The sequence below is a fragment of the Mesorhizobium erdmanii USDA 3471 genome (assembly GCF_000472705.1).
Lineage (GTDB): Bacteria > Pseudomonadota > Alphaproteobacteria > Rhizobiales > Rhizobiaceae > Mesorhizobium > Mesorhizobium erdmanii.
The window spans coordinates 216,949-241,919 of record NZ_KI421455.1 but is presented as its reverse complement, the minus strand read 5'-3'; the positions used below and the strand labels follow the sequence as shown (position 1 = coordinate 241,919).

Below are 24,971 nucleotides of genomic sequence, written 5' to 3'. Positions count from 1 at the left end.
TCGATTAGCCGGCCGACTGGATCATGTAGAGCTTGCGCGTGGTCTCGCGGATCCGCCATTCGCCCTTCCATCCCTGCGGCAGCACGAGAAGGTCGCCCGGGCCCAGCTCGCGCACCTCACCATCGGCGCGGCTCACTTCCACCCGCCCCGAAATGATGTGGCGGATCTCCGACGATCCCGACCGGTCGGCGGTGAAGCGGCCAGGCGTGCATTCCCAGATGCCGATATCGACGGTTCCGTCCGGTGACTGGAAAAGCGAACGCGCCGCCTCGACCTGATTTCCCTCGATGGAAGTCGGCTTGGGCGAGAACGCACCAATGTCGGTCTCGGCGAGATCGTGGAAGGTCGACAGATCGATCAAATCGGACTCCATTGATCAGTGGCCCGTGAGGCTATCGGCAAGCGCGGCCAGTTTCGATGTGTGCGCAAGGCCAGCGGCTTCACGGCCATCAGCGATGCGATAAAGCTGGTACATCGAATGGACGCCGAGCCAACGGAAAGGCTCCGGCTCCCATGGCCTGACCTTGCGGTTGACCCAGGGCAGGCGCGTCAGCTCCGTCTCCTGGCCAAGGATCAGGTCGGCGAGCGTGCGCCCCGAAAGATTGGAGCTCGATACGCCAAGCCCGACATAGCCGCCGGCCCAGCCGATGCGGGTCGCGGGATCGAGACCGACGGTCGTGCACCAGTCGCGCGGCACGCCGAGCACGCCGCACCAGGCGTGGTCGATGCGGCATCCCGCCGTCTGCGGCAGAAGCGTCGTCAGGATCGTGTGCAGCTGGTCGATCGTCGCCTGCTGCGTCTGCCCGTTGACGTCGGTGCGCGAACCGTAGCGATAAGGCACGCCGCGCCCGCCCATGGTGATGCGTCCCTCGCGGGTGCGCTGGGCATAGCAATAGGCGTGGGCGGCGTTGCCGAGAAGCTCATGGCCCTCCCAGCCGATCTGACGCCAAAGCTCCGGCGACAGCGGCTCGGTAACGATCTGCGCGCTGTTGAGCGCCAGCCAGGTCCGCTCCTCGCCGGGGATGCCCGCCGTAAAACCCTCCGTCGCGCGGATGATGGTTTCCGCCCGCACCGTGCCGCGGTCGGTCGTCACGCTGCCCTTGGCGATGGCCGTCACCGTCGTCTTCTCGTAGATCGGCACACCCAGCCGCTCGACGGCGGCGGCAAGGCCGCGCACCAGCTTGGCCGGCTGCACCCGCGCCTGCCCGTGAACAACGAAGCCGCCCATGACGTCGCGCACATTGATGCGCGCCCGCGTTGCCGCCTGGTCCAGCATCTCGACGCGGTCCGGGTCGACGTCCCAGGCGCGAATCGTTTCGCACTCCTCGCGCGCGCGTTCGAGCTGCGCGGGATTGGTGGCCACCGTCAGATTGTCGACCCGGCGGATATCGGCATCGATGCCTTCCGCGCTCGCCACCCGGATCACCTCGTCGACGCAGCCCGCCATCGCCGCCTGCATGGCGCTCACGCCTTGCCGGGTCGAGGTCTTGAGATATTTTTCGCGCGACCAGCTGAAGCCACCCGACAGCCAGCCGCCATTGCGGCCCGAGGCGCCGAAGCCGGCGAACTCGCGCTCGATCAGCGCGATGCGCAACGAAGGCCTGGCCTTCTTCAGATAGTAAGCGGTCCACAGCCCGGTATAACCGGCGCCGACGATCGCGACATCGGCGTCGACATCGCCTGGCAAGGGTGGCCGGGGTGCCGGAACCCCTCCCAGATCCGCATACCAGAACGATATGTCGCCGTTGCGTTTGGCTTGCATGGAATGACTTTCGAATTGATGGATCAGGTCAGTGTCGCGTCGGCCGAACTGTCGTCGGCCAGAAGCTTGGCATCGGCACCACTGTACCTCTGGCAAGCGGCGCGCGAACAGGACCGTGCCAACATCCGGAGCGGTTTGCCAGTCGGAGGTACGTCCGCGGGATCAGGCGTGCTGCTGGTCCGAAGGGAATGCTCACGCGCCCTCTACCCCTCGCCCGACAGGTCGCGGCGGGCCTTTTCGAGTTCTTCGGCATAGCGCCGCATCAGATGGCCCTCGGTCAGCAGACCGAGGACGATGTGGTCAGTGAAATCCTCGACCACCGCCAATTCCTCGGCGCCGGCGCGCTGGAACGTCTCTGCTGCGGTTTGCACGTTCATGCTGGGCACCAGGACGGCATTCTTGTACTGGGCAAGATCGCGCACCGGAACCTCGCCGTCGGACGGATCGCTGTGCAGCTCGGCGACGATCAGCACGCCGACATACTGATCACCCGGGTCCACGGCGATGACGCGCTGTGCCGAACCGAGCGGGATTTCCTTGCGAAAGGCGGCCAACGTCGTCGAGGCATCGATGGTCTTGATGTCCTCGCGCATCATCGAGCCGACGGTGAGACTGCGCATCCAGCCGACATCGTGGGCACTGCGGATCGTCTCGCCGCGCAGGTGGAAGCGCCATGTCGAGAACGAATAGCCAAAGGTTTCACGCACCAGGATCGCCGCCATGATCGAGGCCGCCAGGACGACGCCGGTGAGCGTCAGGTCGCGGGTCGATTCCAGTGCCAGGAAGGTCATGGTCAGCGGCCCGCCGACGACACCGACGGCAAGCGAGGTCATGCCGACGACGGCGGCAACCGAGGGGTCGATGCCGGTCGCCGGCGAGAGCAGCGCCATCACACCGGCGAATGACTTGCCAAGCAGAGCCCCGAGAAACAGCGAGGCGAAGAACAGGCCGCCGCGAAAGCCCGAGCCCAGCGAGATTGCTGACGCCGCCAGCTTCAGCACGAAGACGCTGGCGACCACGGCCAGCCCGTAGTTCATGGCGAACTCGCGGTGCAGGGCGCCATGGCCGCTGGACAGCACCTGCGGTGTGATCAGCCCCAGCAGGCCGACCAGGACGCCGCCGATGACCGGGCGCAGCGAGGCATCGACCGACAGCCTGTTGAAACCGCGTTCGATCAGCGTCACCAGTTGCATGATGGCGATCGAAGCCGCGCCGCCGAGCAGGCCGAGCAGCAGGAACGGCACGTACTGGCTCGCGGTGAGCTGCGGCAATCCTGAAAGTTCGAGCGGAAACGGCACGCCGCCGAACATCTCGGCGGTGAGCGAGGCTGAGATCGCTGCTGTCATGACAGGCGCGACATTGGCGACCGAATAGATGCCGATGACCAGCTCGAAACCGTAGAAGGCGCCGGTCAGCGGCGCGTCGAAGGCGGCCGCGATGGCACCGGCCGCACCACAGCCGACCATGATGCGTACATCGTTGCGGCGCAGCTTGAACAAACGCGCCAGCCGCGAGGCCAGACCGGAGCCGACTTGCGTGTAGCCCGCCTCCAGCCCGACGGAAGCGCCGAAACCGCTGGAGATCATGGTCTGGCTGGCGATGATGAACGTATCGGTCAGCGACATGCGCCCGCCATAGAGCGCGTTGGCCTCGATCGGATCGACCGGCGTGCGGATCCTGCGCTTCCTCAGCCAGATGACGCTTAAACCCAGCAGTATGCCGCCGATCGCAGGCACCAGCGCCTGCAGAGGATTGCCGAGCGAGAACATGCCGGATAGCCGGCCGCCGGGCTGGACCCCAAACAGCAACCCATGCAGGTCCTGCACGATCTGGCTCATCGCGGTGACCAGTATGCCCGCCATGACGCCGACGATTCCGGCCAGGAGGACCACGGCGATGCCGCGCGCCTCGAGCAGGGGAATTGACCTCAGAAGCACCGCGCGTAGCCGGCGGGCGTAGACTTGTGGTTGGTTTCTGGAAAGCACCGGATGGCTCGCCGATAATCGAAAGGCTATGGCAGACCCGCCTGATACGCCGGGCAGCATGACATGACAACCACAATGGCGACATCAAAGGCGCCATTATGGCCGTGAGACCGGCTGATTTCGGTCTTTGCCGCGCTGCACGGGTGACGCAACCGGTTCGCCGTCAGTCCGGTATGGTCAGCGGCCCGCAATCGTCGTCGGCGATGAAGGTCGCCAGCAGTTCAGCGGGCTCGGTGGTGCTGGCATTCTCGGCAAAGAGATGGACTGTGCCGGGCGGCTCAAACCAGGTCTGCCCCTTTGTGTAGGTGCCGGCGGGACCGCCCTCGAGTTGCGAGCGCAGCGTGCCCTTGAGGACAAAGGCGCTGACCGAGCCTGGATGCCGGTGGCGCGGCGTGAACCCGTTTGGCGGAAATGCCACGATCACCGTGGTGATCGACTTGCCTGGCACGTTGGGCAACTTTTCGCAGGAGATCGGCGTGACGACCGTCTTCGACCGCGCCCCGGCGGCGCCGTCCGCATTGATGTTTGCCATGTCCATGTGCGTTTCCATGCCATCAGGCACGGTGCCAATGAGACCCGGGCCGGCCCACTTTGCCGTCAGCGTGAACAAAATCCCGACAGCGCTGACGGCGATAAGGGATTGGCCGGCGCGCGAACGAACTTGATTGCCGATCATATCGAAATCTCCGAATTCAGGCAGGCAAACGAAAATCGGCGCGCCAGCCCAACTGCTCGACCGCCTTTTGCGTTGCGACCGCCTGGTTGGGTTCGGCCACGTTGAAGGCGCCCGTCGCGCCCTTGTCGAGTGCGAGCAGCGCTGCATATGCGGCAGCGTCGACATGCACCGGCGATGCGCCGGGAGGCTTCTCGGTTCCCGTTCCCGGCCCATAGAGCTGGCCGTAGCGCAGCACGACACCGGCGAACGGTGCGTTCAGAACTGCCTTTTCCAAGGCGATGACGCCAGCGACACTGATGCCGCGATTGCCGCTCGCGCCGCCCTCCAGCGGATCGGATTCGGCATGCGGCTCCGGGCCTGGCGCATAGGCCCAGGCGATGCTTTGCGCCACCACGCGCCGGACACCGGACGCGACGGCGGCGGCAACCAGGTTGCGTGTGCCCTCGTCGCGGATACGGGCATTGCGCACGATCGCCTCGCCCATTCGGCTCGGGTCGAGGCCCGATGGCAGGTCGGTCAACTGATGCACGACAATGTCGGGGCGGACGGCACCCATTGCCCGCGACAGCGTCTCGGCATCAAAGACATCCACCACGAACGGTTCGACGCCCAGGGCAAGCAGTCTCTCTGCCTTGTCCGCACTGCGCGTGGTGCCCATCACCTCATGGCCGGCAGCCAGAAGCTGCGGGATCAACCGCTGGCCGATCGCGCCCGCAGCGCCGGCGAGAAAAATACGATGACCCATCGTCATGGACTCCATATAGTTGCAGTATCAGTGCACGAACAACATATAAGAGCTCTTACATTATGCGCAAGCCCAATCAGCATTCGTCGATTCCCGCACCCGGTGAAGGCAAACGCGGCGAGGAAGGCTATCTCGGTTATCTCCTGCGGCAGGCCGCCGGCGCGCATCGGCTGAGGATGGATCGGGCGCTGGGCGACCTCGGCGTGACGCAGCCGCAATTTGTCACGCTGACGATGCTTGCCGCCTATCCCGGGATTTCCAACGCCGACCTCGCCCGGCTGGCGCTGCTCACCCCGCAGACGCTCAGCGTCATCGTCGCCAATCTCGAACGGGCCGGCTCGCTGGTGCGCAAGCCGCATGCCGTTCACGGCCGCATCCAGCACATCGACCTCAGCGATAGCGGCCGGGCACTGCTGAAGAAATGCCGCGAGCGCGTGCAAGCCATCGAGGCCGAACTGACCGAAGGCCTGTCGGCTGCGGAAGAACGCGCTGTCAGGCGCTGGCTGGTCGGCATCGCCACGGCCGACCCCTGATTGTTTGCCGTTGCCGGCCAGCCAACGGCGACCGCTCAGGTCGGCATCGGCTCGCCGGCCTCATAGAGCACGAGGTTGCGTTCGCCGATGCCAAGCGTCGGCCAGCTCGAACGCCAGTCGGCAATGTGCGGTGAGCGGAAATGCGCGTCGAGCGAAGCCTTGTCGCGCCACACTTCGGTGACCCGGATCAGCCCGGCATCGAGCACGTCGCGCGCATAGGAATATTCGAGGCAGCCGTCCTCGGCCCGGCTGCCCGAAATCATGCGCTCCATCGCGGGCTTCGCGTCTTCGAGCCTGTCGGGCGGCAAGCGGATCGTGCCGATGATCAAGAGCATGGGTCTTCCTTCTCGCAAGCCGTCGGTCCAGCCACTCTCCCACCCTCGCGCAAGCTTGGCCAGCTACCCTCGCCGGGCTGTCGCATGCGCGGCAATCTATGGTTCGAGGATTTCAATGGCGATCAGCGAAAGCATCCAGCCCGGCGCGGTGGCCAAGAATGGCCGCGACATTTTCTTCGCGCTCGGCATCGTCATCATCCTGGCCGTGCTGTTCCTGCCGATCCCGGCCTTCCTCATCGACATCGGCCTCGCCTTCTCGATCGCGCTGTCGGTGCTGATCCTGATGGTGGCGCTGTGGATCCAGCGCCCGCTCGATTTCTCCTCGTTCCCGACCGTGCTGCTCATCGCCACCATGCTCAGGCTATCCCTCAACATCGCCACCACGCGCATGATCCTGTCGCATGGCAATGAAGGCACGCACGCCGCCGGCTATGTCATTGCCGGGTTCTCCAAGCTGGTGATGGCCAGCGACTTCGTCATCGGCCTCATCGTCTTCATGATCCTGATCGTGGTGAACTTCATCGTCATCACCAAGGGCGCCACCCGTATCGCAGAAGTCGGCGCCCGCTTCACCCTCGATGCCATCCCCGGCAAGCAGATGTCGATCGACGCCGACCTGTCCGCCGGCATGATCGACGACAAGACCGCGCAGCTGCGGCGCCGCGAACTGGAAGAAGAAAGCTCCTTCTTCGGCTCGATGGACGGTGCCTCGAAATTCGTGCGCGGCGACGCCATCGCCGGCCTCATCATCACCGCCATCAACATCGTTGGCGGCATCGCCATCGGCTATATCAGGCACGGAATGGGCATGGGCGAGGCCGCCGACGTGTTCATCAAGCTGTCGGTCGGCGACGGCCTGGTCACCCAGATCCCGGCCCTCATCGTCTCGCTCGCCGCCGGCCTGCTGGTGTCCAAGGGCGGCACCCGCGGCTCAACCAACCAGGCCGTGTTCGGCCAGCTCGGCGCCCATCCGCGCGCGCTCTACGTGGCGGCGGCCCTGCTGGTGCTGCTCGGCTTGATGCCCGGCCTGCCATTGTTCCCATTCTTTGCGCTCGCCGGCGGCATGGCCGGCCTCGGCTACGTCATTCCGCTGCGCGCCAACCGCGCGCTCGCCCAGGCCGAAGCGCTGAAGACCCAGGAAAAGGCGTCCAAGGCGGAAGAGGAGAAGAACTCGGTCAAGGCCTCGCTCGCCACCGCCGAGATCGAACTGCTGATCGGCAAGCAGCTGTCGACAAGGCTCCTGGTCTCGCATCAGGAGCTTGTCTTTCGCATGGGCAAGATGCGCAAGAAATTCGCGCAACAATACGGTTTCGTCGTGCCGGAAGTGCGCGTCGCCGACGACTTCGCCATCCCGCCGAAAAGCTACCAGATCAAGGTGCACGGCACGGTGGTTGCCGAATATTCGATGCGCGTCGGCGAGATCATGGTGCTGCTCGGCAACCGCGACGTGCCCGAAATACCGGGCGAGGAGATCCGCGAGCCGGCCTTTGGCATGCGCGCCTATTCCGTCATGGAGACCTTCGCCGAGGATCTGAAACGCGAGAACTACACCTTCGCCGACAACATGTCGGTGCTGCTGACCCATCTCTCCGAGGTCATCCGCAACAACCTGCCGCAGCTGCTGTCCTATAAGGACATGAAAGCGCTGCTCGAACGCCAGGACCAGGAATACCGCAAGCTCGCCGACGAGATCTGCACCACGCACATCTCCTATCCCGGCCTGCAGGCGGTGCTGAAGCTGCTGCTGGCCGAGCGTGTCTCGATCCGCAACCTGCACCTGATCATCGAGGCCATCGCCGAGATCGCGCCGCATGTACGCCGCACCGAGCAGATCGTCGAACATGTCCGCATCCGCATGGCCCAGCAGATATGCGGCGACCTTTCGGAAGGCGGCGTGCTCAAGGTTCTGCGCCTCGGCAACCGCTGGGACCTCGCCTTTCACCAGAGCCTCAAGCGCGACGCCAAGGGCGAGGTGCGCGAGTTCGACATCGATCCGCGTCAGCTCGAGGAATTCGGCCAGGACGCCACCAAGGCGATCAAGAAATTCCTCGAGGCAGGCGAGCGTTTCGTGCTGGTCACCGCGCCCGACGCGCGCCCCTATGTGCGCATGATCATCGAGCGCCTGTTCACCACGCTGCCGGTGCTCTCCCACGTCGAAATTGCCAAGGGCGTCGAGATCAGGGTGCTCGGGACCATATCGTGAGCGTTCTCTCGCAGAGCGTCGTCATCGCGGCGTTCCTCGCCTTCTGCCGCATCGGCTCCTGCTTCATGCTGATGCCTGGCCTGTCCAGCGCCCGCGTCCCGGCACAAGTCAGGCTGTTCGTGGCGATCGCCGCCACCGGCGGCCTCCTCGCCTTCCTGTGGGACAAGATCATTCCCTTCGTCGATCCGCGCCCGCAGATCCTGGTGCCCATGATCATCTCGGAACTCCTGGTCGGCGGGCTGATCGGCGCCATGACCAGGCTTTACATGGAAGCGTTGCGCTTCATGGGCTCGGCCATCGCCATGCTGATCGGCTATGGTGGCTCGGGCGGGCCAGCGATCGAGGAGCCGGAACCGCAGGCCGCCCTTGCCGCCATCATCTCGTTCTCGGCGCTGTTGATGCTGTTCGTCTTCGACTTCGACCACGAGATCGTCCGCGCCCTGGTGTCGTCCTACACGGTTGCGCCGGTCAATGTCTTCTTCAACCCGCAGGCCGCCCTCGTCGACATCACCGACACCGTGTCGGACACCTTCTTCCTGGTCATCCGCCTCGGCAGCCCGTTTGTCGCCTATGCCATTCTGGTCAATCTGACGATCGGCTTCGTCAACAAGCTGACCCCGCAGATCCCGATCTATTTCATCTCCCAGCCCTTCGTCATCGCCGGCGGCATGCTCATCTTCTATTTCGCCATCGGCACCATGCTGTCGTTGTTCGTCGATGGCTTCGTCGACCTGACTTTGGCGAGGTGACGATGAGCACGCGCAAGGACCGTCTCAAGAAACTGGTCAAGGTGCAGGAGCAACTGAAGGCATTGCACGAAACCCGTCACGCCACCTTCCTGGCCGAGGCGAACGCCGCCGAGGCCGAGGCCCAGGAACTGGTCGGCCATTTCGACCAGGACAATTCGCTGTCCGGCCTGTTTCCCGATCTCTATCATCGCCGCATCGCCCAGGCGGTGGTGCGCCAGGAGAAGAGCCTGGAAAGCGCCAGGCAGGAGGCCGGCCTCATCGCCACGGCAAACGCGCGCACCAACATGGTCGAGCGCGCCTACAGGGACGTGCGCAACCGCGACGAGCGCGAACGCTCGGACCGTGAACGGCTGGATCTGATCGCGCAGAAGCGAAGCGAAGAGTAGCCGCGCTCGAGTTTATCTGCGGACAGCGACCGGCCGCGGCTCATTGGGCAAGTTCCGCGCGGGACCTGCAACCGTCGGGCTCGGATGGAAGCGCGCGCCCTTCAGCCAAAGCTTCAGCGCTTCCCAGTGAATGCCGGCGATGATCTTCAACGTCACGAAGGGAAACTTGATCAGGCACGCGCCAAGGTCCGGCGTGGCAAGCGGGCGTGCGGCGCCGGTAAAGGTTGCCGACAGCAACGGCTCGTTATTCTCCGTCTCATGGATACGCAGCCTGACTGTCTTGCCGGGCGGCAGGATGCGGAAATGGTAGCGTGCGTCCATGCCGATGAACGGCGACACGTGGAAGAGCTTGGCTCGTGTCTGGCGTACCCCGGCTGGCCCGAGTTCGCCCGACTTGATCGGCGCCACGTAAAAATGCCGCCCCCCGAACGTATTGCGCACGGCATAAATCAAGGCGATCAGCGCCTCGCTTTCATCGTAGCAGAAATAGACCGAGATCGGATTGAAGACGTAGCCGAAGATGCGGGGATAGGCGAGCAGCAGCACGCGCGCCGCCGGCTTCTCGAGCCCAGCACCGGCGAGCAGCCTGTCGGCGAAGGCTCGCAGGCTTTCGCCCGGGGTTTCGACGTGGTCGCTCTCATGGAACGACGCCAGGCCGGGCCGGTTCACTCCCAACAGCCACGTCATGCGGCCGAGCTCTGCAAGCCTGTCTATGTCGACCAGCAACGAGAACACGCGGTAGACAAAGCGGTGGCCGAACGGCTTCAGCCGCGCATGCATAACCTCACCCGGATAGAGCACTCCCGCCGCCAGCGGCGGCGGACCGTTCTGTTCCAGTGTCGTGATCCGTTCGTCCATTCCGACAGAAGTCCTATTCGGCCGCCAGCAGCGCCTTGGCCGCCTCGCGCCGGCGCCACGGCACTTCCGCGCCGAGCGCAATCGCCGCGTCGAGGCCCGAGCGCAAGCCGTCCTCATGAAAGCCGTGGCCGGTCCAAGCGCCGGCAAAATAGGTGCCGCGCACGCCCTGTATATCATCGAGGCGAGCCTGCGCCGACAAGGCACGCGCATCGTATTGCGGGTGGTCGAACATCCACTCGCCGAAGACCAGTTCCGGGCGTGGCTCGACCACCGGATTGAGCGAAACGAAAAGCGGCTTTGCCGCGTCGATCCCCTGCAAACGGTTCATCCAGTAAGTGACCGAGACTTCCGGTTCCTCCCCCTCACAGGAACAGCGCAGATAGTTCCACGCCGCCCAGGCGGCGCGCCGCTTCGGCATCAGGCGGGGGTCTCTGTGCAGGACGACCCGATTGGGACGATACGGTATGGCGGACAGGATCGTTTCCTCGACACTCGTTGCGTCGCCGAGCATGGCCAACGCCTGGTCGCTGTGACCGGCAATGATGACATTGTCGAAGCGCTCAGGCGCGTCCTTGCCCGCCCACACGGTGACGCCGAACGCATCGCGCACCAGTGTCTTGACCGGCGACGACAGCCGCAGCGCGGAGCCGAGTGGCGCCAGCAGTTTTTGCAGATAGTTGCGAGAGCCACCGCTCACGGTGCGCCAGATCGGTCGCGTATCATTGTCGATCAGGCGATGGTTCTCGAAGAAGCTGATGAAGCTCGCGGCCGGATAGTCCAGCATCTTGGCGCGTGGCGTCGACCAGATCGCCGCCGCCATCGGTATGAGATAATTGTCGCGAAAGCCGGCTGAGAAACCGCGGGTGCGAAGGTAGTCGCCGATAGAGACGTTGCCCAGCGTCCCGCTGTCGCGCTCGGCGATGCACGCCTTGTTGAAGCGCAGGATTTCACGCAGCATCCACAGGAAGCCCGGCGAAAACACATTGCGCTTCTGGGCGAATATGGTGCGCAGCGTCGAGCCACACCATTCGAGTTTGCCGCCGTCGAGCGACAGCGAAAAGCCCATGTCGCTCTCATGCGTGGCTACCCCGAGATGAGAAAACAGCGCGGTGAGATCCGGATAGGCCAGCTCGTTGTAGACGATGAAGCCCGTGTCGACCGAGATCGGCGTCCCATCATAGTCGATGTCGACGGTGGCGGTATGGCCGCCCGCGCGGTGCGAAGCCTCATAAAGGATGACGTCGGCGCTCGGATGCAAAGCCCATGCGGCAGCCGCGCCAGAGATGCCCGAACCGATGACGGCGATTTTCTTCCTGCCGGCTGGGCGACCACGGCTGATGGGCACGATGTTCATCGACAATCCTTGTTGGAAATCAAGTCTGTAAGGCGCGGGCGGCACCCATGGGCATTTGTAGATACGGGGCGATCTTGCGCGAGTTTCACTGTGGCGGGAGCGATATTTTGTCGTGAGGCGAAGGCGGTCGGACGAGACCTGCCGCGCCTATCGTCAGCGGGCGCGGGACCAGTTCACCGACTTGCAAACCAGCCCGCCGACAACGCAGCCGCGCGTTACAAGGCTCTGCCCGGCCACCTTGAGTTGGATCGCATAGGTCATCGCACGCTTTGCGTCGTAGGCCTTGCCGCTGAGCGTATCGGCCGACTTCGGCTTCAGCGTCATCACAAGCTTGTCGCCGACGGCCTCGCCGCCGCTGGTGTCCTTGATCCAGACATTGGTGGCGCAGATGTTAGAGCCGCATGGGGCGATGCGGACTTTCGCATTGCCGTCGCCACGGTTCCATGTCCCGCTGGGGTCAGGTGCCGATGCGGCAAGCGCCGATCCGCAGAGTGAGACGCAAAGTATCAGGCCTGCCGCCGCTGCCAGTCGGTTCATCATTCACCCTATCATCCGTTTTATGGAGCTACGGACGACGGCGAGAGCGAGTTTCGCCTGTTCGAAACTATCGGCGTTGAAAACCGTTTCTTGAGACAACAGCCAACGGAGTTTGGGGCGAAAATGATCAAGACCTACGGCATCGCCTATCTGACGACGGCGGTCGTGTTCCTGTGTATCGACGCCGTCTGGCTGACGGTGATGAGCAGCCGGCTTTACAAGCCGCTGCTGGGGCCGATCCTGCTCGACAATTTCAATGTCAAGGCGGCAGTGCTTTTCTACGTCATCTATATCGCCGGCGCCGTCTATTTCGCGGTGCAGCCTGCCTTTCAGAGTGGATCTTGGATGACTGCCTTAGTGAACGGCGCGCTGTTCGGCTTTTGCGCCTACGCCACCTACGACCTGACCAACCAGGCAACGCTGAAGAACTGGCCCGTCGAGGTCACAATTGCCGATATCTGCTGGGGAACCGTGCTCACCGCGATCGCGGCGACCGCTGGGTTTCTCGTTTCCAGTGCTTTGTCGCGAACGGCATAGCCGCCGTCAGCGCTTGGCCGGCGAGGCCATCAGGTTCATCACGAGAAGACCGATGAAAGCGGTGAGCGTACCTGCGCTTAGCGAGTTCATCTTCAAGAACCCTGCATATTCCTCGGCCGAATAGAGATGTACCGGGGCACCGTAACGCCCATGCAGGAACGTGAAGGCCAGCATGCCGACAGCCGCAATGGCGATCGCGATGATGCGTTCGGACGGCCGAAACAGCACGAAGCCGAGCAGCACGCAGGGCAGCAGAAATATCTCTACGCCGGAGGCGACGCCGAACACCTTGGCACTGAGTACCGTGTTGCCGATTCCGACCAGGGGCAGCAGAGCACGGCCGGCACGGCCGTTGATGCGGCCAACCGCCGGCACTGCGAGAAAGAACGGCGTCGAAATGAACGTATAGAAAGTCGGCGCAATGACGGGACCGACGGACCAGTAGACGTAGAGCGGATAGAAGGGCTGGTTCCACAGCACGACCAGCGCAACCAGATTGGCGGTGGCGACGAGAGGATCGTCACTCGCGAAATAGGCCTTCGCCGCGTTCCATGACGTCCACAACATTCCCGATCGGACCGGCGTTTCCAATCTATATGGCCGCGCGCAGGCGATAGTGGCTGACGCCCCATTCCTCGCCATTCGCGTGTCCGAAGAGACCGGCGGTGGCGAGGAAAAACAGCCGCCAGCGGCGGCGCCAGATCAATGCATTCTTGCCGTAGACCCCGACGAGGATGCGGTCGATCTCGGGCAGGTTGGCGTCGAAATTGGCGAGCCACTGGTTTGCCGTGCGCTGGTAGTTGCGGCCATTCCATCGCCATTCCTGCTCGACGTCGAACAGGCCGGGGAAATGCCGGATCAGGTCGTGGCTCGGCATGATGCCGCCGGTGAAGAAGTGCTGCGCGATCCAGTCGGATTTGTCGCGATGATCGAAGCGGTAAGACCGGCTCTTGTGGGTGAAGACATGGATGAAGAGCCGCCCCTCCCGCGTCAGCCAGGATTGCACCCGTTCGAGCAGCTTTTGCCAGTTCGACATATGCTCGAACATCTCGACCGACACGATGCGGTCGAACAGGCCATTCGGATGAAAACTGTTCATGTCGGCGGTGATGACGCGGATATTTGCGAGGCCCCTCTCCCGAGCCTGCCCTTCGATATACGCCCTTTGCGGCGCCGAGTTGGACACCGCCGTGATCCTGGCGGCGGGAAACCGCTCGGCCATGAACAGCGTCAGCGAACCCCAACCGCAGCCGAGTTCGAGGATGTCTTGGCCATCGGCCAGATCGGCGTGGGCAACGGTCTCTTCCAGCGCCAAAAGCTCGGCCTGCGCCAAGCTTTCATCGCCACGCCGGTAGAGGCAGGACGAGTATTTGCGGCGTGGCCCCAGCACCAGCCCGAAGAAAGCCGGCGGCAATTCGTAGTGCTGCTCGTTGGCTGCCTGCGTGTGCTCGGCAATCGGATGATCGGCCATGGCGTGGACGAAGGCCTGCTCATGCGTGGCGGGTCTTTCGAGCAGGTTTCGGCGCGTGCGCCCGACCAGGAAGCCTATCCCCGTTCGGGTCACGGGATCGGGCAACGGGCTGCGTTCGACGGTGCGGATTGCGGATGCGATGAGGCTCACGATGCCTGACCTTTCGAGGTTTGCGGAGAGCTATAGCGGGACGGCCCCGGCCAGAAGGCGTTGACGCGCGCCTGGTAGGCACGGAATTTTTCGCCACGCGATTTCAGCATGTGCGCTTCGAGCGGCGGAATGCCGGACACATGAACCAGCAGCCAGTACATGAAAAGCGGGCCGGAGACCGCCAACCAGCCCCATGCGTAGGGACCGGTGAGATCAAGCGCGATCGCGACATAGGCCAGCCAGCCGAGCCACTCGAAGAAATAGTTGGGATGTCGTGAGAGCCCCCACAGCCCAGCGTCGCAGACTTTTCCCCTGTTAGCCGGATTGTCACGAAACCGCGCAAGCTGGCGGTCGGCCAGGCCCCCGCCAAGGATGGCAATCACCAGAATGGCAATGCCAAGCCAGTCGCCGATTTGCAGGTGCGGTACCGGGTTGCGGGCGGCCACGAAGATGGAAAGGGCAAGCAGCAAGGCAGCGCCGGCCTGCACCTGCAGAAACCAGAACAGCCGGCGTGGAAAATCTGTGCCCCATTCGCCGCGCAGTTGCGCATAACGCGGATCGTCGCCGCCGCGCAGGGTTCTTACAGCTATGTGCAAGCCAAGCCTGATCGACCAGATCGCCGCGAGCAGGGCGACGATGACGGGCCTCGTCGCCGATTGCTGCCAACCGGATAGTGGAACAAGCGCCATGGCGATGCCGGCGGCACCCGTCGCGAACGACCAGGTAGCATCCACCCAGCCCGACCTGCCGCCTCGAACGACAATCGCCCACGCGATCGACATAACGATGCACAGGCCAATGCCCACACCGACAAACAACACCGCAAACGTCACATCATAGCCCCGCATCATCACGCTGTTGGGTGAGTTACGGATCGGCGACGCGGCAAGTTTCCGACACGCCCAGAGTTTTGCCGAACCGGCAATTCTAATGCATGTCGCCCAGACGTGAGCAGCGGTTCTGGGACAGCGACATGCATCAAAACAAAGGCTTAAAGCGCGTCGCCTGAATCCGTTTCAGAGCGACGCGCTTTAACCGTTCACGGAGTGGCGCGGTGGTGTGGCAGACTCGGGATAGAGGCAAGGCAGCCCCGGGTTTATCCGGAGCCGCTTTGTCGTTTCGGCGGTTATTGCGCTCAGGCTTTAGGTGGAGGCGGCGCGTCGTCGCCCGGCCCCGGCCCACGCGCGTCGGGGCCGAAATCACGCCAGCCGTGACGCGGGCCGCGTGGATGTGGGGGCCGCAGTTCGTCGACCCGGCCGTCGCCATGGATCACCATGCCGGCATGGATAAAGCCTTCATCGTAGCGTCCTTGTACCGTCACCTCTTCGTCTTGCGCCACAAGCTTGGCATCGCTGCCTTCAGGCCCGACATCGACCAGTGTCCGGCCGGTGCCGTCCGAAATAACGAACTTGTTGCCGAATATCTCGGCAACCTTGCCCTTGACCGCGACCAGGCTGTCATCGGCCATTGCATTGATCGTGACTGGCGGAAGCAATGCCTGACGTTCATCGTGGCGCGACACCTTCATAGCCACCGCACCTGCCACGGCGCCGACCAGAAGCATGCCAACCAAGGCTGAGCCACCGACCATTTTGGCGCCAAGCCGGCGTTTGGACGATTTGTCGGTTGTGGTTCCGCTGGTTTCCGCCGGGCTCGAGGGTCCGATATTGTCTTGGTTCGACATTCCAAAAATCCTTTTATGCGTTGTAGACACCGCATTTCTAGCGGAGCAGGTCGAACCGAAGCTGAACCGGGCCGTTCAGCTTGAGTTAAGCCAGAGCGCCTATCCGGCATGGTGGAAAGGACATGGTCCAACAGATGCGCATCCTGCTCATAGAAGACGACAAGACGCTCTCTGACGGTATCGCCAAGGCGCTCCGATCGGAGAACTTTGCTGTCGATGTGGCGCGCAACGGTGAAGACGGTATGCATCTTGGCGACACCGAGGCCTATGACGCGGCTGTGCTCGACCTTGGTCTGCCCAAAGTCGACGGAATCAGCGTGCTTGCATCATGGCGCAAGGCGAACCGGACGATGCCGGTCCTGATCCTCACCGCGCGGGACGGATGGTCGCAAAAGGTCGAGGGCTTCAAGGCCGGTGCCGACGACTACATGACCAAACCATTTCGCGTAGAAGAGCTTGTCATTCGGTTGCGAGCCCTTGTGCGACGCGCGGCAGGTCATTCAGCCCCACTAATCAGCTGCGGTACGTTGAGCTTTGACGCGCAGCTCGGAGTGTTTGAAAAGGACGGGCTCCCGCTCAAGCTTACGGCGCTGGAATGGCGGGTCCTGCAATGTCTCATCCTGCGCAAGGATACGACAATCGATCGGTCCAACCTGATCGAACGTGTGTATGAAGGCGACGCAGACGTCGATTCGAACTCCATTGAAGTCATCATTGCCAGGCTCCGCCGAAAGATCGGGCATGAGATGATCGCGACAGAGCGTGGCCGAGGGTACCGTCTGGTATCGTCTCCATGATGCCGCTTGGTCGTCTTCGGCAGTTGACCCCAAAATCCATCGCGGCGCGGCTGGCGTTGGGATCAGCCGTCCTGGTTTTGGCCGCTTTGATCGCCACGGGCATCAGCACGGGGATCGTTCTGTCGCGTTTCATCCGCGACCAAATCGACCAGCGCCTCGATACGCAGATCGGCGCCGTGACGAGCGCGCTCGAAAACAGGCCATCATTGCCGGACGTCCTGACGTTGAACGATCCGCCACCGTTCGATCGACATGGGGCTGGCTGGTACTGGATGGCAACGATCGACGGCCATACCTACCGTTCGGCCTCGCTGGATGGCGCCGATATAACCAACCGGGGATCGGATCACTGGTGGGGCGGGTGGCATGACGGGCCAGCGGACGCCAACACACGTCCTCGCCCCTTCAACGGGGTCGGCCCGCGAGGCGAACCGCTCTATCTGCGTGTCCAGGTGGTGCCTACGAACGGTACATGGATGACAATCACGGCTTCCGCACCCGCTCATGCGCTGGTGCGGCCCCTTCGTGATGCGTTGGTGCCGGTCATTTTGGCGATGCTGGCACTAGGGATTCTGCTCGCGGCTGCAAGCGTCTTGCAGATGCGACTGGGGCTTCGGCCCCTCAAGCGCGTGACAAAAGGCCTGGAGGATGTTCGCGCAGGGCGAGCCAGCCACATCGAAGGCAACCAGCCCAGGGAATTGCGTGGATTGGTGGGTGAGCTGAACTCGCTGATCAAGCAGAACGCCGAAGGCCTGAGACGAGCCCGCGGTCACGTCTCGAACCTTGGTCACGCGCTCAATACACCGCTGGCGGCGTTGTCGTTGTCGCTCAGTGGCAGCAGGAACCGACGCGATGCCGAGCGTCTGAGGCTTGTTGCCGAGATGCAGGAGCGCATACGACATCATCTTGGGCGAGCGCGCGCCGCAGCGCTTAACGGACCCGCCCACATCAGCACTGCGATCAGGCCGCGCGTGCTCGACTTGAACGTTGTTCTTTCAAAAATCAACGCCGAGCGCGGGTTGAACGTGGCCGTCGATATACCGGAGGCTCTTGCCGTCGCCTGCGAACCCCAGGATCTGGATGAGATGCTCGGCAACATGCTGGACAACGCCTTTAAGTGGGCTTCGAGCACAATCTCCATCAAGGCTCGCAATGCCGGCACCCAAGTCTTGATCGAAGTGGCCGACGACGGTCCTGGCATAAGTATGGAGAAAATCCATGAGGTACTGCAGCCCGGCAAAAGGCTTGATGAGAGCATCGTCGGCCATGGCTTCGGTCTGTCGATCACCCGCGAACTCGCAGAGCTCTATGGCGGGGATCTCAATCTCGGCAAATCTTCGCTAGGCGGACTCGAGGTCGTGGTTCGACTGCCAGGCCCGGTCGCGACGAATGGTTAGGCGACCCGCTTGAGCTTGCCCTCCCCCGCAAGCCTGCCACAAGCTTGTTGAGGCATGGTCGCTCCAGGAAACCCGACAAAAGGCGGACTTTCTTGGCGATTTCTCCACCCAGCGACATCGTTATGGATGTCGCCCGCGCTGTCGACCCGACGGACATCGAGGCTGCCCGCGCCGCGCTGGCGAAGCGTGCGAACGGTGTTGCCGGCACGTTCTCGGTCGATACCTCGACCTCGGTCGACACGACCGCGTCCGGCGATGCCGGCTCGATCCTGTCGCGCGCCACCGCCGACAAGGCGGCGGCGACAGCCGACCCGGCCAAAAAATTCAAGAAGTTCGAGGCGATGGTCCTGCAGACCTTCATCCAGAACATGCTGCCCAAGGACACCGAGGGCGTCTACGGCAAGGGTCTGGCCGGCGACATGTGGAAATCGCAGCTCGCCGAACGCGTCGCCGACGTCATGGCCGAGCGCGGCGGCATTGGCATCGCCAAGTCGCTGCTGGCCGACCACTATATGGACGGCAAGCGCAAGGTGCCGATCGGCCCGGTTTCGAATGGACCGGAAAAGACCGAGATCGACCAGCAAACTCGTCTGTCCACTTCGCTCGTCCAGGAATTGCAGCGCAAGGCCGCCAGGTCGATGACCGGCGACGAGACAACCATAAAGACAGACATCAAGATCTAGGACTGGGAAACACCATGGCCGACTCTTCCGAATTCACCGCCAACCTGCCGGCGCGCGCGACAGCGTCGGAATCGCCGATCCCGTTCGCGCGGCCCGGAAATCTTGCCGCCATCATTGGGCGCATCGAGGAGGTGGTCGAGGAAGAGACGGCCGGCATCCGCACCGATACCGGCTACGACCTCAAGGCGTCGAATGCCCGCAAGAGCCGTTACCTCTACGAACTGACGCGCGCCATGAAGGGCGGCAGCGAAGCCGAATTCCTCGAACAGCACCGCGAGGGTCTGATCCGGCTGCGCCAGAAACTGGCGAAGAACGAAGCCGCGATCCTGGCGCATCTGAGCGCCGTCAACGAGGTCGCCAGCCTGCTGCGCAGCGCCATCCAGCGCGCCGAAACCGACGGCACCTACTCCGCCGGCGAATTCGGCCGGCTGAAAGGTTAGAGCGCGACGATGTCGGGCTCGGGCTCTGAATGATCAAGGTCATCGCCATCGCTGTCTGGATCTGCGCCGCCACGCTCGGCGCGGTGTTCTATTCGTTCCAGGCCGCCGGCGAAAAAGGCGTCGGCGAGAAGCCCAAGCCGATGCTGGGCGGGCTGGATTACGTCAAGACCGACGTCATTTCGGTGCCGTTGATCCGGGACTCCGGGATCGGCGGCTACTTCCTGGCCAAGCTCGTCTACACCGTCGAACCGGAGCAGATAAAGAAGCTGTCGATTCCTGCCGAGGCGCTGATCACCGATCAGGTCTACACCTACCTCTATTCCAATCCCCAGATCGACTTCAGCAAGAAGGCAACGATCGACCTCGATGCCTTTCGCGCCGCGATCCGCGATGCCATCAACACCCGCGTCGGCGCGACCCTGGTGCACGAGGTTCTGATCGATCAGGTGAATTTCCTGAGCAAGGACGAAATCCGCGACAATTGGCTGCGCCGTCGGCAGGATTCCACCACCCCCGCGCCCGAGACAGCCAAGCCGGGCGAAACCGAGGCGCCGCCGGCCCACTGACCGGCGGGCTTGTCCCGGCAGCTCGCCAGGTGCGGCGATAGGAACCACTCCGAGCAATTCGCGTTGACGTAAACGTCAACCCGCCGCTATATGCGGCAGCGATTGTAATCGCCTCGAGGCAGCAAGGGCTTCGGCCGGACCGAAATTCCCTGCATGACGGATGCAACCAGACAGGAGAACAGCGTGAGCGTTCAGGAGATTGCCGAGAAGATCAAGTCGCGCGTGGCCAGCAGCGGGTTCGATCGTTCCGTGAAATTCGACACCGGCAGCGACGGCGTCATCGTCATCGACGGCGCAACCGTCTCGAACACCGATGCCCCCACCGACTGCACCATCAAGCTCTCGCTCGACGATCTGGACTCGCTGATATCAGGCGACCTGAACCCGACCATGGCGTTCATGACAGGCAAGATCAAAGTCGAAGGCGACATGACGGTGGCGATGGCGCTCAGCCAGCTGATCGGCTGAGCGGAGGCTGCTGCCCGTTAGGCTCATGAACCGCAAAAACGCCGCCTTCCGGGCGGCGTTCTTGTTAGGGAGACAGCGGGGCGGCCTCAAGCGGCCATCGTCGCCTGCGCCTTCAGTTTGCGTCCCGCCGCCTTCAGCGTGCCTTGCGCGCCGTCGAGCGCGCCTTCCACCAGTTCCAGTGCCAGCAAGCGGTGCCGCTCATAGGGCCCTGGCATGGCGAGCGAACCGGTCCTGGCGGCTGAGAAGCCGAAGCGTCCGTAATAGGGCGCGTCGCCGACCAGCAGGATCGCCGCGTGGCCCAGCCGCGCGGCTTCCGCGACCGCATGGCGCATCAGCGCCGAGCCGATGCCGGCATTCTTGAGCGACGGATCGACGGCGAGCGGGCCAAGCAGCAACGCCGCCCGACCGCCCTCGCCCAGTCTGACATCCCACAGCCGCACCGTACCGGCGACGCCGCCCGATGCATCGCGCGCGACGAAAGCCAGCCCTTCCGAAGGCCGGCGACCGCGCCGCAGCTTCTCCGACGATTTTTTCCGCCGCATCGGCCCCATGGCACGATCGAGCAAGGCTTCGCGTGCCGCGACGTCGGCACCGGTTTCGGCGACCATTGCGAAGGCCGGCGCATGAGCTACGATTTCAACTGACATTTCCATTTCCGCAATCCTTGGCGAGCGGAGATCTGTTCCACAAGCGAAGCCGGGCGGACGGCAAGCGCCCGCGCCGGATGATCTGATCGGTTCTCAACGCATTTTCAGGCGAAGTGGTGGCCGAAAATGCGCCAAATAAAGAACCGTCAGATCACGTAGGATCGGAGAGGCTCGAAGCCGTTGAACGCCACCGCAGAATAGGTGGTCGTATAGGCGCCGGTGCCTTCGATCAGCACCTCGTCGCCGATGGTCAGCGACAAGGGCAGCGGATATGGCGTCTTCTCGTACATCACGTCGGCCGAATCGCAGGTCGGGCCAGCCAGCACGCACGGCGCGGTCTCCGAGCCGTCATGGCGGGTAACCAGGGGATAGCGGATCGCCTCGTCCATGGTCTCGGCCAGGCCGCCGAACTTGCCGATATCGAGGAACACCCAGCGCACATTGTCATTGTCGGCCTTCTTCGAGATCAGCACGACTTCCGACTTGATGACGCCGGCATTGCCGACCATGCCACGACCCGGCTCGATGATGGTTTCCGGAATGGCATTGCCGAAATGCTTGCGCAGCGCCGAGAAGATCGCCTGGCCATAGGCCTGGGCCACCGGCACGTCGCGCAGGTAACGCGTCGGGAAACCGCCGCCCATATTGACCATCTTCAGCACGATGCCCTCCTCGGCGAGCGTCGCGAACACCTTCTTGGCGTCGGCCAGCGCACGGTCCCAGGCGGTCAGGTCGGTCTGCTGCGAGCCGACATGGAACGACACGCCATAGGCGTCGAGGCCGAGCCCCTTGGCATGGCGCAGCACGTCGACGGCCATCGCGGGCACGCAGCCGAACTTGCGCGACAGCGGCCATTCGGCGCCCTCGCCGTCGGTCAGCACGCGGCAGAACACGCGCGCGCCCGGAGCGACGCGGGCGATCTTCTCCACCTCCTCGACGCAATCGACCGCGAACAGGCGGATGCCGAGCTGATAGGCACGTGCGATGTCACGCTCCTTCTTGATGGTGTTGCCGAAGGAGATGCGGTCCGCGGGCGCACCCGCGTCCATCGCCATCTCGACTTCGGCAACCGATGCGGTGTCGAAGGACGAGCCCATCGCGGCAAGCAGGCGCAGGATTTCCGGCGCCGGGTTTGCTTTCACCGCATAGTAGATCTTGGAATCGGGCAACGCCTTCTCGAAGGCGCGGAAATTGTCGCGCACGACATCGAGGTCGACGACGAGGCAGGGGCCGGACGGACGTCGGGTGGCGAGGAAGTCGAGGATGCGCTGGGTAGCCATCGGGTTTCTCCATCACGCCTTTCGGCGCGCACAAGGGTGCGGACGCGGGCTGTCGGCCTCGCGAACACGCGGTCAAACAAAGGCGGGACGGAAATTCCATGGAACCAGCCGGTGGAGACCCCGGAACCATGAAACGCCGTCTCGCGGCGATGAACCTCGGCCTTGCCCGGCTTCGGTCCGCTTTGTCTGCCTTGGCTTGGATTGGGAGAACCCCGTTCCGCACTGCCGGCAATGAAGGTGTGCCTCTTCAGTAACCCCGGTCTTTGGACGACCGGCAGAGAACCAGAAAGGCCCGCACCGTCGTTGCTTCAAGGTGTCCTCGGTCTGGCGGTTGGCCGCTAAACCGACTGGAGGGGTTGGCTCCAGTTACCTTACCGATTTCCCTCACCATTCGAGGATCGGCGGACACCCACAGGCACGTGCGACTTTGGGCAAGCGCGATATATGGCCGGTGGCCGTCACAATCAATAAAAATCGTATCCAAGGTTGTAAAATTTCTGGCATCGAACAATGTAGATGCAATCGTATCCGGATATCGAACGATGACAGGCACGCACGGCCCTCTTAACGCCTTTCTCGATCTTCGCCAGATGCCGGTGGCCAACGCCGAGCTTGGCCCGCTCGCCGGCCTGCGTCTGGCCGTCAAGGACATTTACGACGTCGCCGGCTACCGCACCGGCTGCGGCAATTTACGGAAGTTCGCGGACAGCAATGCCGCCTCGCGCACGGCACCCGCCGTGCAGACGATTCTGGATGCCGGCGCGCGCTTCGTCGGCAAGACGCAGACCGACGAGCTTGCCTTCGCGCTGTTCGGCCAGAACGCGCATTTCTCGTTTCCGGTGAACCCTGCCGCACCCGACCGCGTCACCGGTGGCTCGTCGTCGGGGTCGGCGTCCGCAGTGGCCGGCAGGCTGGCCGACATCGCCACGGGCTCCGACACAGGCGGCTCGATCCGCGCGCCGGCAAGCTTTTGCGGGCTGATCGGGCTGCGCACCACGCATGGCCGCATTTCGCTCGATGGCGCCATGAAGCTGGCGCCGAGCTTCGACACGTTTGGCTGGTTCGCCGACGACATCGAGACCTACGAGACCGTCGGCAAGCTGCTGCTTGGCCGCGACCCGCACCAGCATTCCCTCGACCGCCCGCTGACGCTCGGCTGGCTGGACGAGATGGTCGCTCGCCCAGCCATTGCCGAATATGCCGGGATGAAGGCACTGGCGAGCGCGGTTTTCGGCGCCCTGGCCATAACGGCGACGCACTTCAGCTCGTCCCCGGATGAACTCTACTGGTGCTTTCGCCGGCTGCAGGCCAAGGAAGCCTGGGGCGTGCATGGCGAATGGATCACCAGCGGCGAGCGCGAACTTGGCCCCGGCGTCGAGGAGCGGTTCGGCTTCGGCCGCGCCGTCGATGACCGCACGGCGCAGGCCGAGAAAGTGCGCCGCCTGACGTTCCGCGGCGAACTCGGCGCCCTGCTCGGCACGGACGGCTTCCTCGTCCTGCCGACGGTGCCGGGTCCAGCGCCCTATGTCGACAGCACCCCGGAACAGTTCCAAACTTATCGCGAGCGAGCCCTGCATCTTCTATGCCTGGCGGGGCTGTCCGGCTTTCCACAGATCACCTTGCCCATCGGCTCGGTCGCCGGCGCACCGTTCGGCCTGTCGCTGCTGGGCCCTTCCGGCAGCGACATTGCCCTGATACGGCTCGGCCGAAAACTTCTCGACGCAGCACAAAGGGCCTGAACAACCATGGACACACTGACCCGCATGCGCGCCTTCATCGACGTCGTCGAGGCCGAGGGCTTTTCGGCGGCGGCGCGCAAGATCGGCCGCTCCAAGGCACTGCTGTCGAAATATGTGCGCGAGCTGGAGGACGAACTCGGCGCGCTGCTGCTCAACCGCACGACGCGCCAGTTCTCGATGACCGAGGCCGGCCACACGTACTACCGGCGCGCCTCGGAGATCGTGCGCGAGGTCGATAGCCTGGCCGACGCCGTGCGCGAATCCTCCGGCGACGTACGCGGCAGGATCAAGCTGTCGGCGCCGCGCACCTTCGCCGACGCCCCGGTCGGCCAATCGCTGATCGACTTCGCCAAGCAGCACCCCGACATCGTGCTCGACATCCAGCTCGACGACCGCTTCGTCGACCTCGTCGAGGAAGGTTTCGACCTCGCGGTACGCATCTCCAGGCTGGAGAATTCGTCGTTGATCGCCCGGCGCCTGGCGCCGTTTTCCGTGAAGCTGTGCGCATCGCCCGAACTGATCGCCAAGCATGGCATGCCGACGCGGCCGCAGGATCTCGGCCACATGCCCTGTATCGTCGACACCAATGGCCGCGGGCTCAACAACTGGGGATTCAAGGGCGACAACAACGATCAGCTGAGCGTCGCCGTGTCAGGGCCGATCGAGGTCAACAGCCCGATGACGGCGCGAGCCGCCGCCCTGTCGGGGCTCGGATTCTGCATGCTGCCGGATTTCATCGCCGCGCCCGACCTCAAGTCCGGCCAGTTGGTGACGGCGCTCGACGACCGCATCCTGTCCGGCGGCGGCATCTTCGCCGTCTATCCGCACCGCCGTTATCTGCCGGCCAAGGTCCGGGTTTTCGTCGACTTCCTGGTGCAGTGGTTCCGGACGCGCGAGATCGCCTGAGTGTTCTTTGCCTCGTCGCGGTCCCAATTTCGCCCCCTTTCTGATAGCCCCTCGCCCTCACCTCCAAAGCCAAGGGAATCGCG

General features: G+C 63.7%; 28 protein-coding genes. 13 read left to right on the top strand and 15 right to left on the bottom strand.

From position 1 onward, the window contains the following. Positions 1–4: 4 nt before the first annotated feature. The 5 genes from A3AU_RS0133885 to A3AU_RS0133865 form a co-directional block, all read right to left on the bottom strand. Positions 5–373, bottom strand: coding sequence for a cupin domain-containing protein (locus A3AU_RS0133885; RefSeq protein ID WP_081709773.1), 369 nt, complete (start codon positions 371–373; stop codon positions 5–7). A 3-nt stretch (positions 374–376) separates the two neighbouring features. Continuing rightward, a complete protein-coding gene (locus A3AU_RS0133880; RefSeq protein ID WP_027056811.1) occupies positions 377–1,762 on the bottom strand; it encodes an NAD(P)/FAD-dependent oxidoreductase in 1,386 nt (461 codons plus the stop codon). Positions 1,763–1,965: 203 nt separating this feature from the next. Continuing rightward, the gene (locus tag A3AU_RS0133875; RefSeq protein ID WP_027056810.1) at positions 1,966–3,747 is read right to left on the bottom strand and encodes a chloride channel protein; all 1,782 of its coding nucleotides are present in this window, start codon (positions 3,745–3,747) and stop codon (positions 1,966–1,968) included. 163 nt (positions 3,748–3,910) lie between these two features. Then, positions 3,911–4,423, bottom strand: a complete 513-nt coding sequence (locus A3AU_RS0133870; RefSeq protein ID WP_027056809.1) for a cupin domain-containing protein — start codon at positions 4,421–4,423, stop codon at positions 3,911–3,913. A 16-nt stretch (positions 4,424–4,439) separates the two neighbouring features. After that, complete coding sequence (locus tag A3AU_RS0133865; protein WP_027056808.1) at positions 4,440–5,168, bottom strand: NAD-dependent epimerase/dehydratase family protein; 729 nt, start codon at positions 5,166–5,168, stop codon at positions 4,440–4,442. A gap of 62 nt (positions 5,169–5,230) precedes the next feature. Here A3AU_RS0133865 and A3AU_RS0133860 point away from each other — a divergent pair, with 62 nt between their 5' ends. Next, entirely contained in the window at positions 5,231–5,701 is a 471-nt protein-coding gene (locus A3AU_RS0133860) for a MarR family winged helix-turn-helix transcriptional regulator (protein WP_027056807.1), read from the top strand. 35 nt (positions 5,702–5,736) lie between these two features. Here A3AU_RS0133860 and A3AU_RS0133855 read toward each other — a convergent pair whose 3' ends face one another. Continuing rightward, entirely contained in the window at positions 5,737–6,036 is a 300-nt protein-coding gene (locus A3AU_RS0133855; protein WP_027056806.1) for a putative quinol monooxygenase, read from the bottom strand. 115 nt (positions 6,037–6,151) lie between these two features. Between A3AU_RS0133855 and flhA the strand changes: the two genes are divergently transcribed. The 3 genes from flhA to A3AU_RS0133840 are packed head-to-tail and all read left to right on the top strand — an operon-like array spanning position 6,152 to position 9,374. Then, positions 6,152–8,239, top strand: a complete 2,088-nt coding sequence (flhA, locus tag A3AU_RS0133850; protein WP_027056805.1) for a flagellar biosynthesis protein FlhA — start codon at positions 6,152–6,154, stop codon at positions 8,237–8,239. After that, complete coding sequence (fliR, locus tag A3AU_RS0133845; protein ID WP_027056804.1) at positions 8,236–8,988, top strand: flagellar biosynthetic protein FliR; 753 nt, start codon at positions 8,236–8,238, stop codon at positions 8,986–8,988. The genes flhA and fliR overlap by 4 nt, the downstream gene beginning before the upstream one ends. Positions 8,989–8,990: 2 nt before the next feature. Then, on the top strand, positions 8,991–9,374 hold the full coding sequence (locus tag A3AU_RS0133840) for a hypothetical protein (protein ID WP_027056803.1): 384 nt from the start codon (positions 8,991–8,993) through the stop codon (positions 9,372–9,374). A gap of 12 nt (positions 9,375–9,386) precedes the next feature. Here A3AU_RS0133840 and A3AU_RS0133835 read toward each other — a convergent pair whose 3' ends face one another. The 3 genes from A3AU_RS0133835 to A3AU_RS0133825 all read right to left on the bottom strand — a co-directional run bounded on the left by A3AU_RS0133835 (position 9,387) and on the right by A3AU_RS0133825 (position 12,126). Then, positions 9,387–10,232, bottom strand: coding sequence for a DUF1365 domain-containing protein (locus A3AU_RS0133835; protein WP_027056802.1), 846 nt, complete (start codon positions 10,230–10,232; stop codon positions 9,387–9,389). 13 nt (positions 10,233–10,245) lie between these two features. Continuing rightward, on the bottom strand, positions 10,246–11,586 hold the full coding sequence (locus A3AU_RS0133830) for an NAD(P)/FAD-dependent oxidoreductase (RefSeq protein ID WP_027056801.1): 1,341 nt from the start codon (positions 11,584–11,586) through the stop codon (positions 10,246–10,248). Between the two features lie 153 nt (positions 11,587–11,739). Then, complete coding sequence (locus tag A3AU_RS0133825) at positions 11,740–12,126, bottom strand: DUF2147 domain-containing protein (RefSeq protein WP_027056800.1); 387 nt, start codon at positions 12,124–12,126, stop codon at positions 11,740–11,742. Between the two features lie 123 nt (positions 12,127–12,249). Between A3AU_RS0133825 and A3AU_RS0133820 the strand changes: the two genes are divergently transcribed. After that, the gene (locus tag A3AU_RS0133820) at positions 12,250–12,660 is read left to right on the top strand and encodes a DUF2177 family protein (RefSeq protein WP_027056799.1); all 411 of its coding nucleotides are present in this window, start codon (positions 12,250–12,252) and stop codon (positions 12,658–12,660) included. A 6-nt stretch (positions 12,661–12,666) separates the two neighbouring features. Here the strand turns inward: A3AU_RS0133820 and A3AU_RS0133815 are convergent, their stop codons facing one another. The 4 genes from A3AU_RS0133815 to A3AU_RS01000000136720 all read right to left on the bottom strand — a co-directional run bounded on the left by A3AU_RS0133815 (position 12,667) and on the right by A3AU_RS01000000136720 (position 15,845). Beyond that, the gene (locus A3AU_RS0133815; RefSeq protein WP_027056798.1) at positions 12,667–13,227 is read right to left on the bottom strand and encodes a hypothetical protein; all 561 of its coding nucleotides are present in this window, start codon (positions 13,225–13,227) and stop codon (positions 12,667–12,669) included. 25 nt (positions 13,228–13,252) lie between these two features. Then, on the bottom strand, positions 13,253–14,281 hold the full coding sequence (locus tag A3AU_RS0133810) for an SAM-dependent methyltransferase (RefSeq protein ID WP_027056797.1): 1,029 nt from the start codon (positions 14,279–14,281) through the stop codon (positions 13,253–13,255). Further along, complete coding sequence (locus tag A3AU_RS0133805; protein WP_027056796.1) at positions 14,278–15,114, bottom strand: DUF1295 domain-containing protein; 837 nt, start codon at positions 15,112–15,114, stop codon at positions 14,278–14,280. The genes A3AU_RS0133810 and A3AU_RS0133805 overlap by 4 nt, the downstream gene beginning before the upstream one ends. 302 nt (positions 15,115–15,416) lie before the next feature. After that, positions 15,417–15,845, bottom strand: a complete 429-nt coding sequence (locus tag A3AU_RS01000000136720) for a single stranded DNA-binding domain-containing protein (RefSeq protein WP_154674721.1) — start codon at positions 15,843–15,845, stop codon at positions 15,417–15,419. 254 nt (positions 15,846–16,099) lie between these two features. Here A3AU_RS01000000136720 and A3AU_RS0133795 point away from each other — a divergent pair, with 254 nt between their 5' ends. From A3AU_RS0133795 to A3AU_RS0133770, 6 genes are all read left to right on the top strand, one after another. After that, positions 16,100–16,762, top strand: a complete 663-nt coding sequence (locus A3AU_RS0133795) for a response regulator (RefSeq protein ID WP_027056795.1) — start codon at positions 16,100–16,102, stop codon at positions 16,760–16,762. Then, positions 16,759–18,159 carry a sensor histidine kinase gene (locus tag A3AU_RS0133790; protein WP_051355544.1) on the top strand — a complete coding sequence of 467 codons (1,401 nt, stop codon included), beginning with the start codon at positions 16,759–16,761 and terminating at the stop codon, positions 18,157–18,159. Before A3AU_RS0133795 ends, A3AU_RS0133790 begins: the two co-directional genes overlap by 4 nt. Positions 18,160–18,281: 122 nt before the next feature. After that, complete coding sequence (locus tag A3AU_RS0133785; protein ID WP_081709772.1) at positions 18,282–18,842, top strand: rod-binding protein; 561 nt, start codon at positions 18,282–18,284, stop codon at positions 18,840–18,842. Between the two features lie 14 nt (positions 18,843–18,856). Then, positions 18,857–19,282 (top strand): hypothetical protein, encoded by a 426-nt coding sequence (locus A3AU_RS0133780; RefSeq protein ID WP_027056792.1) that lies wholly within the window; start codon positions 18,857–18,859, stop codon positions 19,280–19,282. Between the two features lie 29 nt (positions 19,283–19,311). After that, entirely contained in the window at positions 19,312–19,848 is a 537-nt protein-coding gene (locus A3AU_RS0133775; protein WP_027056791.1) for a hypothetical protein, read from the top strand. 183 nt (positions 19,849–20,031) lie between these two features. Next, positions 20,032–20,316, top strand: a complete 285-nt coding sequence (locus A3AU_RS0133770; protein ID WP_027056790.1) for an SCP2 sterol-binding domain-containing protein — start codon at positions 20,032–20,034, stop codon at positions 20,314–20,316. Positions 20,317–20,402: 86 nt separating this feature from the next. Here the strand turns inward: A3AU_RS0133770 and A3AU_RS0133765 are convergent, their stop codons facing one another. Together A3AU_RS0133765 and odc2 are read right to left on the bottom strand one after the other, a co-directional pair. Continuing rightward, positions 20,403–20,969 (bottom strand): GNAT family N-acetyltransferase, encoded by a 567-nt coding sequence (locus A3AU_RS0133765; protein ID WP_027056789.1) that lies wholly within the window; start codon positions 20,967–20,969, stop codon positions 20,403–20,405. A 140-nt stretch (positions 20,970–21,109) separates the two neighbouring features. Then, entirely contained in the window at positions 21,110–22,243 is a 1,134-nt protein-coding gene (gene odc2, locus A3AU_RS0133760) for an ornithine/lysine decarboxylase (protein ID WP_027056788.1), read from the bottom strand. Positions 22,244–22,785: 542 nt separating this feature from the next. On the opposite strand from odc2, the gene A3AU_RS0133755 reads away from it, so the two are divergent. Beyond that, entirely contained in the window at positions 22,786–23,982 is a 1,197-nt protein-coding gene (locus A3AU_RS0133755; protein WP_027056787.1) for an amidase, read from the top strand. Positions 23,983–23,988: 6 nt separating this feature from the next. Further along, positions 23,989–24,888, top strand: coding sequence for a LysR family transcriptional regulator (locus A3AU_RS0133750; protein ID WP_027056786.1), 900 nt, complete (start codon positions 23,989–23,991; stop codon positions 24,886–24,888). Positions 24,889–24,971 lie beyond the last annotated feature (83 nt).

Excerpts from the sequence above, each read along its gene's own strand:
- A3AU_RS0133885 (WP_081709773.1), bottom strand. The coding sequence starts at position 373 with ATGGAGTCCGATTTGATCGATCTGTCGACCTTCCACGATCTCGCCGAG.
- A3AU_RS0133880 (WP_027056811.1), bottom strand. The coding sequence starts at position 1,762 with ATGCAAGCCAAACGCAACGGCGACATATCGTTCTGGTATGCGGATCTG.
- A3AU_RS0133870 (WP_027056809.1), bottom strand. The coding sequence starts at position 4,423 with ATGATCGGCAATCAAGTTCGTTCGCGCGCCGGCCAATCCCTTATCGCC.
- A3AU_RS0133865 (WP_027056808.1), bottom strand. The coding sequence starts at position 5,168 with ATGGGTCATCGTATTTTTCTCGCCGGCGCTGCGGGCGCGATCGGCCAG.
- A3AU_RS0133860 (WP_027056807.1), top strand. The coding sequence starts at position 5,231 with ATGCGCAAGCCCAATCAGCATTCGTCGATTCCCGCACCCGGTGAAGGC.
- A3AU_RS0133855 (WP_027056806.1), bottom strand. The coding sequence starts at position 6,036 with ATGCTCTTGATCATCGGCACGATCCGCTTGCCGCCCGACAGGCTCGAA.
- flhA (WP_027056805.1), top strand. The coding sequence starts at position 6,152 with ATGGCGATCAGCGAAAGCATCCAGCCCGGCGCGGTGGCCAAGAATGGC.
- A3AU_RS0133840 (WP_027056803.1), top strand. The coding sequence starts at position 8,991 with ATGAGCACGCGCAAGGACCGTCTCAAGAAACTGGTCAAGGTGCAGGAG.
- A3AU_RS0133835 (WP_027056802.1), bottom strand. The coding sequence starts at position 10,232 with ATGGACGAACGGATCACGACACTGGAACAGAACGGTCCGCCGCCGCTG.
- A3AU_RS0133830 (WP_027056801.1), bottom strand. The coding sequence starts at position 11,586 with ATGAACATCGTGCCCATCAGCCGTGGTCGCCCAGCCGGCAGGAAGAAA.
- A3AU_RS0133825 (WP_027056800.1), bottom strand. The coding sequence starts at position 12,126 with ATGATGAACCGACTGGCAGCGGCGGCAGGCCTGATACTTTGCGTCTCA.
- A3AU_RS0133815 (WP_027056798.1), bottom strand. The coding sequence starts at position 13,227 with ATGTTGTGGACGTCATGGAACGCGGCGAAGGCCTATTTCGCGAGTGAC.
- A3AU_RS01000000136720 (WP_154674721.1), bottom strand. The coding sequence starts at position 15,845 with ATGCTTCTGGTCGGCGCCGTGGCAGGTGCGGTGGCTATGAAGGTGTCG.
- A3AU_RS0133795 (WP_027056795.1), top strand. The coding sequence starts at position 16,100 with ATGCGCATCCTGCTCATAGAAGACGACAAGACGCTCTCTGACGGTATC.
- A3AU_RS0133790 (WP_051355544.1), top strand. The coding sequence starts at position 16,759 with ATGATGCCGCTTGGTCGTCTTCGGCAGTTGACCCCAAAATCCATCGCG.
- A3AU_RS0133785 (WP_081709772.1), top strand. The coding sequence starts at position 18,282 with ATGGATGTCGCCCGCGCTGTCGACCCGACGGACATCGAGGCTGCCCGC.
- A3AU_RS0133780 (WP_027056792.1), top strand. The coding sequence starts at position 18,857 with ATGGCCGACTCTTCCGAATTCACCGCCAACCTGCCGGCGCGCGCGACA.
- A3AU_RS0133775 (WP_027056791.1), top strand. The coding sequence starts at position 19,312 with ATGATCAAGGTCATCGCCATCGCTGTCTGGATCTGCGCCGCCACGCTC.
- A3AU_RS0133765 (WP_027056789.1), bottom strand. The coding sequence starts at position 20,969 with ATGGAAATGTCAGTTGAAATCGTAGCTCATGCGCCGGCCTTCGCAATG.
- odc2 (WP_027056788.1), bottom strand. The coding sequence starts at position 22,243 with ATGGCTACCCAGCGCATCCTCGACTTCCTCGCCACCCGACGTCCGTCC.
- A3AU_RS0133755 (WP_027056787.1), top strand. The coding sequence starts at position 22,786 with ATGACAGGCACGCACGGCCCTCTTAACGCCTTTCTCGATCTTCGCCAG.
- A3AU_RS0133750 (WP_027056786.1), top strand. The coding sequence starts at position 23,989 with ATGGACACACTGACCCGCATGCGCGCCTTCATCGACGTCGTCGAGGCC.